The 14542-nt window shown below is 56.5% G+C and carries 20 protein-coding genes; 7 read left to right on the forward strand and 13 right to left on the reverse strand.

Going from position 1 to position 14542, the window contains the following annotated elements; all coding sequences use genetic code 11:
• Positions 1-14 precede the first annotated feature (14 nt).
• The 11 genes from npr to KB892_RS01050 form a co-directional block, all read right to left on the reverse strand.
• Positions 15-287: a PTS phosphocarrier protein NPr gene (gene npr / locus KB892_RS01000; protein WP_002918431.1), complete on the reverse strand. Its 273-nt coding sequence runs from the start codon at positions 285-287 to the stop codon at positions 15-17.
• Complete coding sequence (rapZ, locus tag KB892_RS01005; RefSeq protein WP_002918428.1) at positions 284-1138, reverse strand: RNase adapter RapZ; 855 nt, start codon at positions 1136-1138, stop codon at positions 284-286. Before rapZ ends, npr begins: the two co-directional genes overlap by 4 nt.
• 45 nt (positions 1139-1183) lie before the next feature.
• On the reverse strand, positions 1184-1672 hold the full coding sequence (gene ptsN / locus KB892_RS01010) for a PTS IIA-like nitrogen regulatory protein PtsN (RefSeq protein WP_002918425.1): 489 nt from the start codon (positions 1670-1672) through the stop codon (positions 1184-1186).
• A gap of 70 nt (positions 1673-1742) precedes the next feature.
• Positions 1743-2030 (reverse strand): ribosome hibernation promoting factor, encoded by a 288-nt coding sequence (hpf, locus tag KB892_RS01015; protein WP_002918423.1) that lies wholly within the window; start codon positions 2028-2030, stop codon positions 1743-1745.
• A gap of 22 nt (positions 2031-2052) precedes the next feature.
• The gene (rpoN, locus tag KB892_RS01020; protein WP_002918420.1) at positions 2053-3486 is read right to left on the reverse strand and encodes an RNA polymerase factor sigma-54; all 1434 of its coding nucleotides are present in this window, start codon (positions 3484-3486) and stop codon (positions 2053-2055) included.
• A gap of 47 nt (positions 3487-3533) precedes the next feature.
• Positions 3534-4259 carry an LPS export ABC transporter ATP-binding protein gene (lptB, locus tag KB892_RS01025; protein ID WP_002918417.1) on the reverse strand — a complete coding sequence of 242 codons (726 nt, stop codon included), beginning with the start codon at positions 4257-4259 and terminating at the stop codon, positions 3534-3536.
• 6 nt (positions 4260-4265) lie between these two features.
• The gene (gene lptA, locus KB892_RS01030) at positions 4266-4811 is read right to left on the reverse strand and encodes a lipopolysaccharide ABC transporter substrate-binding protein LptA (RefSeq protein WP_002918415.1); all 546 of its coding nucleotides are present in this window, start codon (positions 4809-4811) and stop codon (positions 4266-4268) included.
• Positions 4780-5355: an LPS export ABC transporter periplasmic protein LptC gene (gene lptC, locus KB892_RS01035; RefSeq protein WP_002918413.1), complete on the reverse strand. Its 576-nt coding sequence runs from the start codon at positions 5353-5355 to the stop codon at positions 4780-4782. The genes lptA and lptC overlap by 32 nt, the downstream gene beginning before the upstream one ends.
• Positions 5352-5918 carry a 3-deoxy-manno-octulosonate-8-phosphatase KdsC gene (kdsC, locus tag KB892_RS01040; RefSeq protein WP_002918405.1) on the reverse strand — a complete coding sequence of 189 codons (567 nt, stop codon included), beginning with the start codon at positions 5916-5918 and terminating at the stop codon, positions 5352-5354. The genes lptC and kdsC overlap by 4 nt, the downstream gene beginning before the upstream one ends.
• Before the next feature lie 14 nt (positions 5919-5932).
• Entirely contained in the window at positions 5933-6937 is a 1005-nt protein-coding gene (gene kdsD / locus KB892_RS01045; RefSeq protein WP_004144922.1) for an arabinose-5-phosphate isomerase KdsD, read from the reverse strand.
• Positions 6934-7911: a calcium/sodium antiporter gene (locus KB892_RS01050; protein ID WP_002918397.1), complete on the reverse strand. Its 978-nt coding sequence runs from the start codon at positions 7909-7911 to the stop codon at positions 6934-6936. Before KB892_RS01050 ends, kdsD begins: the two co-directional genes overlap by 4 nt.
• Before the next feature lie 209 nt (positions 7912-8120).
• Here KB892_RS01050 and mlaF point away from each other — a divergent pair, with 209 nt between their 5' ends.
• The 7 genes from mlaF (at position 8121) to murA (ending at position 12927) form a co-directional block, all read left to right on the forward strand.
• Positions 8121-8933: a phospholipid ABC transporter ATP-binding protein MlaF gene (gene mlaF / locus KB892_RS01055; RefSeq protein WP_004150950.1), complete on the forward strand. Its 813-nt coding sequence runs from the start codon at positions 8121-8123 to the stop codon at positions 8931-8933.
• Between the two features lie 7 nt (positions 8934-8940).
• A complete protein-coding gene (gene mlaE / locus KB892_RS01060; protein WP_004150949.1) occupies positions 8941-9723 on the forward strand; it encodes a lipid asymmetry maintenance ABC transporter permease subunit MlaE in 783 nt (260 codons plus the stop codon).
• Between the two features lie 4 nt (positions 9724-9727).
• Positions 9728-10279 (forward strand): outer membrane lipid asymmetry maintenance protein MlaD, encoded by a 552-nt coding sequence (mlaD, locus tag KB892_RS01065; RefSeq protein ID WP_002918387.1) that lies wholly within the window; start codon positions 9728-9730, stop codon positions 10277-10279.
• An 18-nt stretch (positions 10280-10297) separates the two neighbouring features.
• Positions 10298-10933, forward strand: coding sequence for a phospholipid-binding protein MlaC (gene mlaC, locus KB892_RS01070; RefSeq protein WP_002918386.1), 636 nt, complete (start codon positions 10298-10300; stop codon positions 10931-10933).
• Entirely contained in the window at positions 10933-11223 is a 291-nt protein-coding gene (gene mlaB / locus KB892_RS01075; RefSeq protein ID WP_002918384.1) for a lipid asymmetry maintenance protein MlaB, read from the forward strand. Before mlaC ends, mlaB begins: the two co-directional genes overlap by 1 nt.
• A gap of 136 nt (positions 11224-11359) precedes the next feature.
• Positions 11360-11614 (forward strand): BolA family iron metabolism protein IbaG, encoded by a 255-nt coding sequence (gene ibaG, locus KB892_RS01080; protein ID WP_002918383.1) that lies wholly within the window; start codon positions 11360-11362, stop codon positions 11612-11614.
• Positions 11615-11667: 53 nt separating this feature from the next.
• The gene (gene murA / locus KB892_RS01085; RefSeq protein WP_002918382.1) at positions 11668-12927 is read left to right on the forward strand and encodes a UDP-N-acetylglucosamine 1-carboxyvinyltransferase; all 1260 of its coding nucleotides are present in this window, start codon (positions 11668-11670) and stop codon (positions 12925-12927) included.
• A gap of 55 nt (positions 12928-12982) precedes the next feature.
• Here the strand turns inward: murA and sfsB are convergent, their stop codons facing one another.
• Positions 12983-13255 carry a DNA-binding transcriptional regulator SfsB gene (sfsB, locus tag KB892_RS01090; RefSeq protein WP_002918381.1) on the reverse strand — a complete coding sequence of 91 codons (273 nt, stop codon included), beginning with the start codon at positions 13253-13255 and terminating at the stop codon, positions 12983-12985.
• 197 nt (positions 13256-13452) lie between these two features.
• Positions 13453-14424: an octaprenyl diphosphate synthase gene (ispB, locus tag KB892_RS01095; protein WP_002918380.1), complete on the reverse strand. Its 972-nt coding sequence runs from the start codon at positions 14422-14424 to the stop codon at positions 13453-13455.
• Positions 14425-14542 lie beyond the last annotated feature (118 nt).

Here is a 14542-nt window from a genome sequence, read left to right on the forward strand (position 1 = left end):
GGGAAGCGTCACGTTTAGTCTTCGTCAAAGCCAGCGTTAAACAGGGCAATCACCGCGGCGAGGGCTTCAACTTCCTGCGGACCGCTGGCCTCCACCTCTATCTGTCGCCCTTTCGCCGAGTCCAGCATCAGCAGGGCAATCACGCTGTTGGCTTCCGCCTCCGTGCCTTCATCGTTGCGCAGCAGTACTTCGGCATCGAAATTCTGCATCAGTTCGAACAGCTTCATCGCCGGGCGGGCGTGCATGCCCAGCTTATTGGTGATTTCAACGGTCTGCTTTACGGTCATGATTTACGTTTTTCCAGCGTCCGATGACGAGACTGCACGTTCTTGCCGCGCGAGCGGAAGTAGTCAGCCAGTTGTTCAGCAATATAAACCGAACGATGTTTACCGCCGGTACAGCCAATGGCCACCGTCAGATAGCTGCGATTGTTGGTCTCCAGCATCGGTAACCATAGCTCAAGATAGCTTCGGGTCTGATAAATAAAGTTGTGCACTTCAGTGTGCCGATCGAGGAAGGCGGCCACTGGTTTATCCAGACCGGTCATTGGACGCAGTTTCGGATCCCAGTGCGGGTTGGGCAGAAAGCGCACGTCAAAGACGTAATCGGCATCGATCGGAATACCGTGCTTGAAGCCGAAGGATTCGAAGACCATCGTCAGTTCACGCTCGCGTTTACCCAGCAGTCGGGTACGCAGCATCTCGGCCAGCTCATGCACCGACATTTCCGACGTATCGACGATCAGATCGGCGCGGGAGCGCAGGGGCTCCAGCAGATCGCTCTCTTCGTCGATGGCGCTTTCCAGCGACAGATTCTTGCTGGAGAGCGGGTGCAGGCGACGGGTATCGCTGTACCGGCGGATCAGGGTATTGCGGTCGGCATCAAGGAACAGCAGCTGCGGAGAAAAACATTCCGGCAGATTCTGCATCGCCTGCTCGAAGATCTCCGGGGATTCCGGCATGTTACGCACGTCGATGCTGACGGCCGCGGAGATATTACGGTCAGCCAGCGACCGCGCCAGGTCGGGCAGCAGCACGACCGGCAGGTTATCCACGCAGTAAAAGCCCATATCTTCCAGCGCTCGCAGAGCGACGGATTTCCCCGAGCCCGAGCGGCCGCTGACGATCATCAGTACCATGTACCGTTTCTCCTCAGTACGATAAAGGATAAGGTGCGACTGCCGTTATGCGTCATCGCTGCTTCCTGCTTCGGTGATGATCTCATACAACTCTTCATCGCTCTGCGCCGTGCGCAGGCGACGACAAATCGCTTTGTCCGCCAGCCGTTTGGCCACCAGGGAGAGCGTATGCAGGTGAGTTTTTGTCTGGTCGGCCGGCACCAGCAGCGCGAACAGCAGGTCGACAGGTTGATTGTCGATCGCGTCGAAGGCGATGGGGGTTTCCAGCTGGACAAAAACGCCGACAGCACGCAGCGTATCCTCTTCCAGTTTTCCGTGGGGAATGGCGATACCATTGCCGATCCCGGTACTGCCCATTTTTTCGCGGGTGAGGATCGCTTCGAACACCACCTGCGGCGGCAAACTTAACTGTTTGGCGGCCAGTTCGCTGATGATTTCCAGAGCACGCTTCTTGCTCTGGCAGTGCACCTGGCTACGGGTACATTCCTGGTTCAGGACGTTGCTCAGTTGTAGAGCCGAATCGTTGTTCATCATAATTTCACCTGAGCGCCCCCGCGCCCGTCGCCGATGATATCCAGCGGCGGGCGCAAGGGGGCCCGGACAATTAGTGTTGTTTTAGTTTATCTTTGTGCTTCGTTAACTGTCTTGCCAGCTTGTCGATAAGACCATCGACAGCCGCATACATATCCTGCCCTTCCGCACTGGCATGGATTTCGCCACCGTTGACATGCAGATTCGCGTCCGCAATTTGCGTCACTTTCTCTACTTTTAACACAATATAGACCTGATTGATCCGGTCGAAAAATTGCTCCAGCTTGCTGAACTTCGCCGTAACGAATTCGCGCATCGCAGGCGTAATTTCGACGTTGTGTCCTGTAATGTTGAGCTGCATAGTGTCTTCCTTATCGGTTATGTCAGACCAGTTGTTTACGCTGGTTTGACGGCGGGATGGATAAAGACTCTCTGTACTTCGCGACAGTGCGGCGCGCCACCATAATACCCTGCTCGGACAGCATGGAGGTGAGCTTACTGTCGCTCAACGGCTTCGCGGGGTTTTCCGCGGCGATGAGCTTCTTCACCAGCGCGCGAATCGCCGTCGACGAGGCTTCGCCTCCGCCTTCGGTATTCACATGGCTGGAGAAGAAATACTTCAGTTCAAAAATACCGCGCGGACTGTGCAGATATTTTTGCGTGGTGACACGGGAAATCGTCGATTCATGCATCTCGACGGCCTGGGCGATATCAGCCAGCACCATCGGCTTCATATACTCTTCACCCTGTTCGAAAAAAGCCTGCTGCTGCTCTACGATGCAGCGGCTGACGCGCAGCAGGGTATCGTTGCGGCTTTCCAGACTTTTAATCAGCCAGCGGGCTTCCTGCAGATTGCTGCGAATGAACTGGCCGTCGGCGTCATTGCGGGCGCTGTTGCCCATTGCCGCATACTGCTGATTTATTTTCAACCGTGGAATGCTGTCGGCGTTGAGCTCGACGGTCCAGCGGCCGCTCACCTTGCGCACCAGCACATCCGGGATGACATATTCCGGTTCGCTGGTCTGAATGGACTGGCCAGGGCGAGGATCCAGGGACTGGATTAGGTTGACCGCCTCTTTAAGCACCTCTTCTTTCAGGCGGGTGACTCGCATTAGAGTGCGGAAATCATGGTTGGCCAGCAGATCAAGATGGTCGCTGATAATCAGCCGCGCCTCTTCCAGCCACGGCGTCTCTTTAGCAAATTGCGACAGCTGGATCAGCAGGCAGTCGCGCAGATCTTTCGCTGCGACGCCAACCGGATCAAAACGCTGGATTCGCTTGAGGACCGCTTCCACCTCCTCCAGGCCGATCTCGTCATCGCCGATGCTGTCGACAATATCTTCAATCTGAATCGTGAGGTAGCCCGTATCGTCGACGGCGTCGACGATAGAGGTGGCAATAGCGCGGTCGGTGTCGGTGAAAGGCGTCAGCTCAACCTGCCACATCAGATAGTCCTGCAGCGTCTGGGTGGTCTCGCCTTGATAGACTGGAAGCTCGTCGTCCTGATAGTCGACGCCGTTACCCGACGGCGTGCCAGCGGTATAGATTTCATCCCAGCTGGCATCGAGAGGCAGTTCGTCGGGCATCTCTTTTTGCTCAAGCGCATCGACGGTATCGAGGGACTCGCGGTCCTCCACCTCTTTTGCCTCTACCTCGTCGTGAAGATCGGTTTGCTCAAGCAACGGGTTACTTTCCAGCGCTTGCTGGAGCTCTTGCTGGAGTTCTAACGTGGACAACTGCAGCAAACGAATCGCCTGCTGCAGCTGCGGCGTCATGGCAAGCTGTTGGCTAAGCCTTAATTGCAAACCTTGCTTCATGTTCAGGGTAAATATCTCCGGCTAAAACGTCTGTAACCTCTACCCTATCAGAGTCTGAAGTCTTCCCCAAGATACACGCGCTTAACCTGCTCATCTTCGAGGATCTGCTGCGGTGTACCATGAGCGATAAGGTGTCCCTGACTGACAATATACGCGCGTTCGCAGACCGCGAGGGTCTCACGGACGTTATGGTCGGTAATCAGAACGCCGAGACCGCTGTCGCGCAGGTGCTCAATGATGCGTTTAATATCGATAACGGAGATCGGATCCACGCCGGCAAAGGGTTCATCTAGAAGAATAAATTTCGGATTCGCCGCCAGCGCGCGGGCGATTTCGACGCGGCGGCGTTCACCACCGGAGAGCGCCTGACCGAGGCTGTCGCGCAGGTGCTCAATATGAAACTCTTCCATCAGCTCTTTAGCGCGATCTTCCCGTTGTTCGCTGGTTAGATCGTCACGGATCTGCAGGACCGCCATCAGGTTGTCATAGACGCTGAGGCGACGGAAAATCGACGCTTCCTGCGGCAGGTAGCCGATGCCCCGTCGCGCGCGCGCGTGCAGCGGTAGCAGGCTGATGTCTTCGTCATCGATGATGATATTGCCTGCGTCGCGGGGCACAATCCCGACCACCATGTAGAAGGTGGTCGTTTTACCGGCGCCGTTCGGGCCGAGCAAGCCGACAATCTCGCCCGAGTTAACGGTGAGACTGACATCTTCCACCACGCGGCGGCCTTTATACGCTTTAGCGAGATTCTTCGCAGTTAAGGTTGCCATAACGGATTAGTTACTCTTCTTTTGCTGGTTGCCGCTTTTGTCCTGCAGCTCGGACGGCACCAGAACGGTGGTGACGCGTCGACCTTTGTCGCTGAAGGCCTGCATTTTTTGCTCTTTCACCAGATAGGTGATCTTGTCGCCCTTGATGTTGCTGTCGAGCTGTTCCAGATAAGCGTTGCCCGTCAGCACGACGTAATCGTTCTGCAGCTCGTAGCGCATTTTCGACGCCCGGCCTTTTACCGGCTTGCCGTTATCCTGCATCTGATAGAAAGTAGCCGGGTTACCGAAACCTTCGATCACCTCTTTGCCTTTCTCGTTGCCCGGACGGGTGACCACCACTTTATCAGCGTTAATCTTGATCGTCCCCTGGGTCACGACCACGTTACCGGTGAAGGTGACGACATTGCCCTGCATGTCCAGCGACTGCTGATCGGACTCGATATGGATCGGCTGATCGGTATCGCCCGTCTTGGCGAGGGCCGGCAGGCTGGCGGCCAGTAACGCGCCGGCGAGCGCAATCTTAAGGCTGAGTTTGTTTGTTCTGAATTTCATAAGAGGTTCTCACCTTTTCAATCAGCTCGGCATTTTTGCTGCGAAGGTTTCCACGCATTTTCAGGCCGCTGGAATTAAATGTGGTGCCGTATAACGTCACCATGTCATCGGAGGTAACGTCCTGCGTTACCAGATTTATCTGGGCGTTATCCGTCGTAATTTTGCGCAGTTGAGAATCTGGAGCGAGCGCATTCACCTCAACGTGCCCGTAAAGATAGAGCATCCGGTCATTCGTCAGCTTCGCTTTGTCTGCTCTGACCGACCAGGTAGGCACCTTGTTAGTATCAAAGGTGGTCATCACCGGTTTGGTAAACCAGGAGACCTCCTGATCGGAAAAATATTCCACGTGCTCGGCAATCAGCCGATAGCTCAGGGCGCCTTCCGGACTGTATACCACGGTGTCGGTATGTTCGCTTTTATACGTAGGGTCGTTAGGATTGACCTCCGGCTGGGCCGTGTCGTCCGTATTCGCCAGATTCAGGCCGATAAGGATCAGCGCGAGCAGCGACAGTAAAATGATAACCCAACGTCTGGTTTTACTCATATTGATTGCCCTTTGGCCTCATCCAGCTTGCCCTGCGCCAATAGTAACAAATCGCAGACTTCGCGTACCGCGCCGCGTCCGCCGTTAATTCGCGTGACATAATTCGCCCGCGGTAGCAGCAGCGGATGCGCATCGGCGACGGCGACGCTAAGGCCCACTTCGGCCATCACCGGCCAGTCAATAAGATCGTCGCCGATGTAGGCGACTTCTTCCGGCCGCACGTGCAGTTTGTCCGTCAGATCGCGGAACGCCAGCAGCTTGTCCGACTGCCCCTGGTACAAATGCGTAATGCCCAGCGTCTGACAGCGATCTTCTACCAGTTTAGCTTTTCGCCCGGTAATAATCGCCACTTCAATACCCGAGGTCAGCGCGCAGCGGATACCATAGCCATCGCGGACGTTAAACGCTTTCAGCTCCTCGCCGTGATTACCCATATAGATAAGCCCGTCGGATAATACACCGTCGACATCAAGGATCAGTAGACGGATCTTCGCCGCGCGATCGACAAACGCCTGGCTTACCGGCCCGTAGCAGGTCGCTAACTGAGCATCAGCATTATTCATTATTTTTTCCTTACTTACACTACGCCCGCGCGCAGCAGATCGTGCATATGTACCACACCCAGCAGATGGTCGCCATCGGCAACCAGCACGCAGGTGATATGACGGGATTGCATCAGGTTTAACGCATCCACCGCCAGAGTGCCGGGGCGGATGCGGATACCTCCCCGGGTCATGACGTCGGCAATGCTGGCATCGCGCATATCAACGCCGGTATCGAAGACCCGGCGCAGGTCACCGTCGGTAAAAATACCGATGATGTTCATATCGTCATCGCAGATAGCGGTCATGCCTAAATTTTTACGCGTGATTTCCAGCAGCGCATCGCGCAGGGTCGCCTGCAGGCCGACGTGCGGGATTTCATCACCGGTATGCATAATATCATTGACCCGCAGCAACAGCTTACGGCCGAGTGCGCCGCCCGGATGCGACAGGGCGAAATCCTCAGCGGTAAAGCCGCGGGCTTCCAGCAGGGCGACGGCGAGGGCATCACCCATCACCAGCGCGGCGGTGGTGCTCGACGTGGGCGCCAGTCCTAACGGGCAGGCCTCCTTCGGCACTTTCACGCACAGATGGATATCCGCCGCGCGCGCCATGCTGCTCTCCGGCCGGCTGGTGATACAGATAAGCTTCACCTGCTGGCGCTTGAGGACCGGGATCAGCGCGAGGATTTCATTCGATTCGCCGGAGTTCGACAGCGCAATTACCACATCCTGCGGCGTGACCATACCTAAATCACCGTGCGCCGCTTCGCCGGGGTGGACAAAAAATGCCGAGGTGCCGGTACTGGCGAAGGTTGCCGCCATTTTGCGGCCGATGTGGCCGGATTTGCCCATCCCCATCACCACGACTTTCCCGCCGCAGCGGAAAATCGTTTCGCAGGCATGGGTAAAGTCTTCATTTATGTATTGATCGAGCTGGGCCAGACCTTCACGTTCAATTTCCAGCACCTGACGGCCTGCCTGTTGAAAGTCAAAATCCGTGGGCAAATCTATTTGCGACATGATGTTATCCCGAATCATTCAACGAAGAGCGGTGCTGTCCAAAACAGCATCGCCAACCAAACCACAAAGCCGCCGACCAGCAGCGCGCCAACCAGTCGTCCCGGCTGCTGCTGACGGCGCCAGCACAGCACTGCGAAGATCAGGCTGACCAGCAGCATCACGCCATAATCGCGAGTGAAGGCTTCGGTCGCAAAGCTCCCCGGCGCGATCAGCGCCGGTAAACCCAGCACCAGTGCGATATTAAGGATATTGGCGCCGATGATATTGCCGATGGCAATATCATCTTCCCCTTTCCGCGCCCCGGCGATGGCGGTGGCCAGCTCCGGCAGGCTGGTGCCTATCGCCACCACCGTCAGGCCGACGGTCAGTTCGCTGATGGCGAAATAGTTTGCCAGCACTGTACTGTTATCCACCACCATGCGGGTCGCCATCGGCATGACGATCATCGCTACCCCTAACCAGAGCAGGGCGACCGGCAGCGACCCTTCGCGTGGCAGCTCCGCCAGCTGTTCGCGGGTCAGGCTATCGCTTCCCTGGCGCTCCGCCAGGCGAGCGATTTTGATGGTGAACAGCAGCCACAGAAGCGCTAACGCCAGTAAAAATAGCCCGTCGAGACGGGTCAGTTGTCCATCGTAGAGCACCAGTCCCGCCAGCACGCTGACCAGCAACATTAGCGGTAATTCGCGGCGCAGAATATCAGAATGCACGGTAAATGGCCTGAGTAAGGCGGCGAGACCGAGGATCAATAAGATATTGGTGATATTAGATCCGAGCGCGGTGCCGACCGCCAGATCGGTCTGCCCGTGCAGCGAGGCCGCGGTGGCGACCATGATCTCAGGCAGGCTGGTGCCGATACTGACCACTGTCATGCCGATGATCAGCGGCGGGATCCCCAACATACGACACAGGATGGAGGCGGCATAGACCAGACGATCGGCGCTGTAGACAACCAGCAATAAACCAATAATTAACAGAGCCGTCGCTAAGAGCATCTAAAGTCCTTTCTTCAGGTATAATCGTCGCCTCGCTGGGTTATCCCTACGCAGCGTAACGAATTCTTAATTTTGACTTTATGTGTGCCAAAAGTAAAACAAATGCCAGCTTTCGCTAACCTGTGCAGGTAAGATTCTGTAAAAATGTTGTGATTGTGGCGCAAGAAAGGGCCATGCTTGCCCGTCAGGTGTTTAGTAAGGATGATTTTATGAGCCAAACTCAGGCGAATTTAGTTGAAGTGCGCGGTATCCGCTTTTCACGCGGCGATCGTGTGATCTTCGACGACATCTCGCTGTCGGTGCCGCGCGGTAAAATTACTGCGATCATGGGACCTTCGGGGATCGGCAAGACTACCCTGTTACGCCTGATCGGCGGCCAGATCCCGCCGGACAGGGGAGAGATCCTGTTTGATGGCGAGAACGTGCCGCAGATGACGCGTTCGCGTCTTTATACGGTGCGTAAGCGGATGAGCATGCTGTTCCAGTCCGGCGCGCTGTTCACCGATCTCAATGTCTTTGACAACGTTGCCTATCCGCTGCGCGAACATACGCATTTGCCGCCTGCGCTGCTGCATACGACGGTGATGATGAAGCTGGAAGCGGTGGGGCTACGCGGTGCGGCGAAGTTAATGCCTTCTGAGCTTTCCGGTGGGATGGCGCGCCGCGCCGCCCTGGCGAGAGCCATTGCCCTGGAGCCGGATCTGATTATGTTCGACGAACCGTTCGTCGGGCAGGATCCCATCACTATGGGCGTGCTGGTGAAGCTGATTTCTGAACTCAACAGCACGCTGGGTGTCACTTGCATCGTGGTTTCGCACGATGTGCCCGAGGTGCTTAGCATCGCGGACTACGCGTATATCGTGGCGGATAAAAAGATTGTCGCCCACGGTAGCGCCCAGTCGCTACGGGAGAATACCGATCCTCGGGTTCGTCAGTTCATTGATGGTATTGCCGACGGTCCGGTGCCGTTCCGTTATCCTGCTGGCGACTATCACCATGATTTATTAGGCATAGGGAGTTGAGCGACTCATGCTGTTTAATGCGCTGGCCGCGCTAGGTCATCGCGGTATTAAAACCACCGCGACGTTTGGACGCGCCGGATTAATGCTTTTCAACGCCGTTGTCGGCAAACCAGAGTTTCGCAAGCACGCGCCGCTGCTGGTTCGTCAACTCTATAACGTCGGCGTCCTGTCGATGCTGATTATCATTGTATCGGGCTTGTTTATCGGTATGGTGCTCGGGCTGCAGGGGTATCTGGTGTTAACCACCTACAGCGCAGAGACCAGTCTTGGCATGCTGGTGGCGCTGTCGCTGCTGCGTGAGCTGGGGCCGGTGGTCGCCGCGCTGCTGTTTGCCGGCCGCGCCGGGTCGGCGCTGACCGCCGAGATTGGCCTGATGCGGGCCACGGAACAGCTCTCCAGTATGGAGATGATGGCGGTGGATCCGCTGCGTCGCGTCATTTCCCCACGCTTCTGGGCCGGTGTCATTTCGCTGCCGCTGCTGACGATTATCTTCGTCGCGGTAGGGATCTGGGGCGGTGCGCTGGTGGGGGTGAGCTGGAAAGGCATTGACGGTGGTTTTTTCTGGACCGCGATGCAAAATGCCGTCGACTGGCGAATGGATCTGGTGAACTGCCTGATTAAGAGTCTGGTGTTCGCTATTACGGTAACCTGGATTGCGTTATTTAATGGTTATGACGCTATCCCCACTTCCGCCGGGATTAGCCGGGCGACAACGCGTACCGTGGTGCATGCGTCGCTGGCGGTTCTGGGGCTGGATTTTGTGCTGACTGCGCTGATGTTTGGGAATTGAGTTCATGCAAACGAAAAAAACTGAAATCTGGGTAGGGGTGTTCTTACTGGTGGCGCTGCTGGCGGCGCTGTTTGTCTGCCTGAAGGCGGCGAACGTCACCTCGCTACGCACCGAGCCGACTTATCGCCTTTATGCGACTTTCGATAACATCGGCGGCCTGAAGGCGCGCTCGCCGGTGCGCATCGGCGGCGTGGTAGTGGGGCGGGTAGCGGACATTACGCTCGATCCGAAAACCTATCTGCCACGCGTGGAGCTCGATATCGATGAGCGCTACAACCATATCCCGGATACCAGTTCGTTGGCGATCCGCACCTCTGGCCTGCTGGGCGAGCAGTACCTGGCGCTGAACGTCGGTTTTGAAGACCCGGACCTCGGGACGACTATCCTTAAAGACGGCGGCACTATCCAGGACACCAAGTCCGCCATGGTGCTGGAAGATCTGATTGGTCAGTTCCTTTATAACAGTAAGGGCGGCGACAATCAGAATTCTGGCAATGATAAGGCCGAGGCAGAAGGTCATACTGACGCGACGCCGGCAGCCGGCACGACGCATTAATTTCAGGAGAAATACGATATGTTTAAACGCTTACTCATGGTCGCCATGCTGGTGATTGCCCCGCTGACCGCCGTCCAGGCCGCAGATCAGTCCAATCCGTATAAGCTGATGAATGAAGCGGCGCAGAAAACCTTCGATCGCCTGAAGAATGAACAGCCGAAGATTAAAGCTAATCCTAACTATCTGCGCGACATCGTCGACCAGGAGTTATTGCCGTATGTACAGGTGAAATATGCCGGCGCGCTGGTGCTGGGCCGCTATTACAAAGAAGCGACCCCTGCGCAGCGTGAGGCCTATTTTGCCGCCTTCCGTGAATACCTGAAGCAGGCCTACGGTCAGGCGCTGGCGATGTACCATGGGCAGACTTACCAGATTGCTCCGGAGCAGCCGCTGGGCAGCGCAACCATCGTTCCGATCCGCGTCACTATCATCGACCCGAACGGTCGTCCGCCGGTACGTCTTGACTTCCAGTGGCGTAAAAATACCCAGACCGGCAACTGGCAGGCCTACGATATGATCGCGGAAGGGGTGAGCATGATCACCACCAAACAGAATGAGTGGAGCGATCTGCTGCGCACCAAGGGCGTTGATGGCCTGACCGCGCAGCTGAAAGCGATCTCTGCGCAGCCGATCACCCTGGAACAGAAAAAATAATGAGCGGGCAGCTGAGCTGGACTAGCGAGGGCGAGACGCTGGCGCTGCACGGGGAGCTGGATCAGGATCTGCTGGTCCCGCTCTGGGAGGCGCGCGCCCAGGCGACGGCGGGAACGGCGATCATCGATCTCAGTCAGACCACGCGCGTGGACACTGCGGGCCTGGCGCTGTTAGTGCATTTTGTGGCGCTGATTCGCCGTCAGGGCCGGGAAGCGCAGCTGGTCGGCAAGAGCGAAAACCTGCAAACGCTGATCGGTCTTTACAACCTGCCTGCCGATCTGATCTCATAATCTTTTCAGTGCCTTAGCACTGAAGCTATTCCGAAAGCCCTGGCAATCTTTTCGCCGGGGCTTTTTGCTTGTTTAAGACCGCGCCACTTTCCTCTAAGATGTTGGGCTGTTTTCACTATCAGATAAATTTGAGCCCATGGAAAATCATGAAATTCAGACCGTGCTGATGAACGCACTCCCCCTCCAGGAAGTCCACGTCTCTGGCGATGGCAGCCACTTTCAGGTTATTGCTGTGGGTGAGATGTTCGATGGCATGAGTCGGGTGAAAAAGCAGCAGAGCATCTACGCGCCGCTGATGGAATATATTGCCGACAACCGCATCCATGCGCTGTCGATCAAGGCCTTTACTCCGCAGGAGTGGGCGCGAGACCGCAAACTCAATGGCTTCTAAGCTGTGGGGGATCCCCTGCAGCGTATGTGAATTTTTAATAGAGAACAGAATCAATGGATAAATTCCGTGTTCAGGGGCCGACTCGCCTTCAGGGTGAAGTCACCATCTCCGGGGCAAAAAACGCCGCCCTGCCAATCCTCTTTTCCGCGCTGCTTGCCGAAGAGCCGGTAGAGATCCAAAACGTACCTAAGCTGAAAGACATCGATACCACCATGAAGCTGCTGAGCCAGCTGGGCGCGAAGGTCGAGCGCAATGGTTCGGTATGGATTGACGCCGGCCCGGTCGATGTATTCTGTGCTCCGTACGATCTGGTGAAAACCATGCGCGCCTCTATCTGGGCGCTGGGCCCGTTGGTGGCGCGTTTCGGTCAGGGTCAAGTTTCTCTGCCTGGCGGCTGCGCTATCGGCGCGCGTCCGGTCGATCTGCATATTAGTGGTCTGGAGCAGCTAGGCGCCGAGATCAAACTGGAAGAAGGTTATGTCAAAGCCTCGGTCAGCGGTCGCCTGAAAGGCGCGCATATTGTGATGGATAAGGTGAGCGTCGGCGCCACCGTAACCATCATGAGCGCAGCGACGCTTGCGGAGGGAACGACGATTATTGAAAACGCCGCTCGCGAGCCGGAGATTGTCGATACCGCCAACTTCCTGAACGCGCTGGGCGCAAAAATCACAGGCCAGGGTAGCGATCGCATTACCATCGAAGGCGTGCAGCGCCTGGGCGGCGGCGTCTACCGTGTGCTGCCTGACCGTATTGAAACCGGGACTTTCCTGGTGGCCGCGGCGATTTCCGGCGGCAAGATCCTCTGCCGTAACGCGCAGCCGGATACCCTGGATGCCGTACTGGCGAAGCTGCGCGACGCCGGGGCTGACATCGAAACGGGCGAAGACTGGATCAGCCTCGATATGCACGGCAACCGTCCGAAAGCGGTCAACGTGCGTACCGCGCCGCACCCGGGCTTCCCGACCGATATGCAGGCCCAGTTCACGCTGCTTAACCTGGTAGCGGAAGGGACCGGCGTGATCACCGAAACGATCTTTGAAAACCGCTTCATGCACATTCCGGAGCTGATCCGTATGGGCGCGCACGCGGAGATCGAGAGCAATACCGCTATCTGTCACGGCGTTAAGCAGCTTTCTGGCGCGCAGGTGATGGCGACCGATTTGCGCGCGTCGGCGAGCCTGGTGCTGGCCGGCTGTATCGCTGAAGGGACCACCATCGTCGATCGCATCTATCATATCGATCGCGGCTATGAGCGTATCGAAGATAAACTGCAGGCCCTGGGCGCCAATATTCAACGCGTGAAGGGCGAGTAACCGCGTCCTGACAGCGCCCCGGGACGTTGTTCCGGGGCGCTGTCGAGCAATCACATCACTTGTCGATCTTCTTCTGACGCATCATCTGCGTTCTGTCGATAAACTCATGAGTCACCGGGTCGTGGTAGCGTGACGGCCAGATGACCCACGGCTGCGTTTCCAGCGCTGTGGCGATAATCAATTCGCCTTTCGGCCAGGGGCGGGTCAGGGCGTTCGCCAGCGTTGAAGAACTTAGTCCGTGCCGTCGCGACTCTGCCGCCAGCGATGTTCCCCGTTTACGTAATCCCGCAACAATATCTGCGGGATGCCAGTCGATGAACTTATCCATAAATTCTCCTGGTGTTAAAGGTCCAGATCGTCCCACATGGGCGATAGAGACACTATACCCGCGTACTATGTAGGGTTCTAACAAGTTCTGTTAAAGCGCCGGAATATTCAGAATCTATCAAGATATTCGGAAGTTTAGGGAGAGAAATGGCATTTTACTGGAACTTTCCCGCGCGTCGCGCGGGAAAGGAGGGGGGATTAATGATCGCGCTGGACTGCAATATGCGCCAGCCCAATCAAGGCTTCGCGCCAGGGCGTGTCCGGGAGGATCTGCAGCGCGGCAATGGCTTTGTCAGCTTCGTCTTCGGCACGCTTCTGCGTCCATTCCAGCGAACCGCAGGTCGCCATCGTTTCCAGCACAGCATCCAGTAGATGGCGGCCGTTGCCTTGCTCGATCGCACCGCGGATCATCGCTGATTGATCGGGTGTGCCATGGTGCATGGCGTGCAGCAGCGGTAGCGTGGGTTTACCTTCGTTCAGGTCGTCACCGACGTTTTTACCGAGCCGCTCGCCGTCAGAGCTATAATCGAGTAAATCGTCGATTAGCTGGAAAGCGGTGCCGAGATAGCGGCCATAATCCTGCAACGCGCGCTCTTCTTCCGCAGTGCAGTCGGCCAGCAGTCCCGCACACTGCGAGGCAGCTTCAAACAGGCGCGCCGTCTTACTGTAGATAACGCGCATGTAGTTCTCTTCGGTGATATCCGGGTCATTGACGTTCATCAGCTGCAGCACTTCGCCTTCGGCAATGACGTTCACCGCTTCCGACATGACCTCAAGGATCTTCAGCGAGCCCAGCTGGGTCATCATCTGAAAGGCGCGGGTATAGATAAAATCGCCGACCAGCACGCTGGCGGCATTGCCAAACGCCGCATTGGCCGTGGCTTTGCCGCGACGCATATCAGACTCATCGACGACGTCGTCATGCAGCAGGGTGGCGGTATGAATAAATTCAATCAGCGCGGCAATGGTGACATGCGCGCTCCCCTGATAGCCCACCGCGCGTGCGGCGAGCACAGCAATCATCGGGCGAATGCGTTTGCCGCCGCCGCTGACGATGTAATAGCCTAACTGATTGATAAGCTGAACATCGGAGTTGAGTTGCTCAAGAATCGTCGCATTGACACCCGCCATATCTTGCGCGGTTAACTCATTGATTTTTTCTAAATTCATCGCAAAAGCCGGGCCAAATGTCCTGTTACCATGAATCCAGGTGGGATCACAGAAGGATTAAGACAGAATTAAAAGAAGATATGATTGTACTGAAAAATTGCCGTAGATAAACGTTGTC

Origin of the sequence: Klebsiella sp. P1927 (assembly GCF_018204675.1) — a bacterium.
GTDB lineage: Bacteria > Pseudomonadota > Gammaproteobacteria > Enterobacterales > Enterobacteriaceae > Klebsiella > Klebsiella pneumoniae.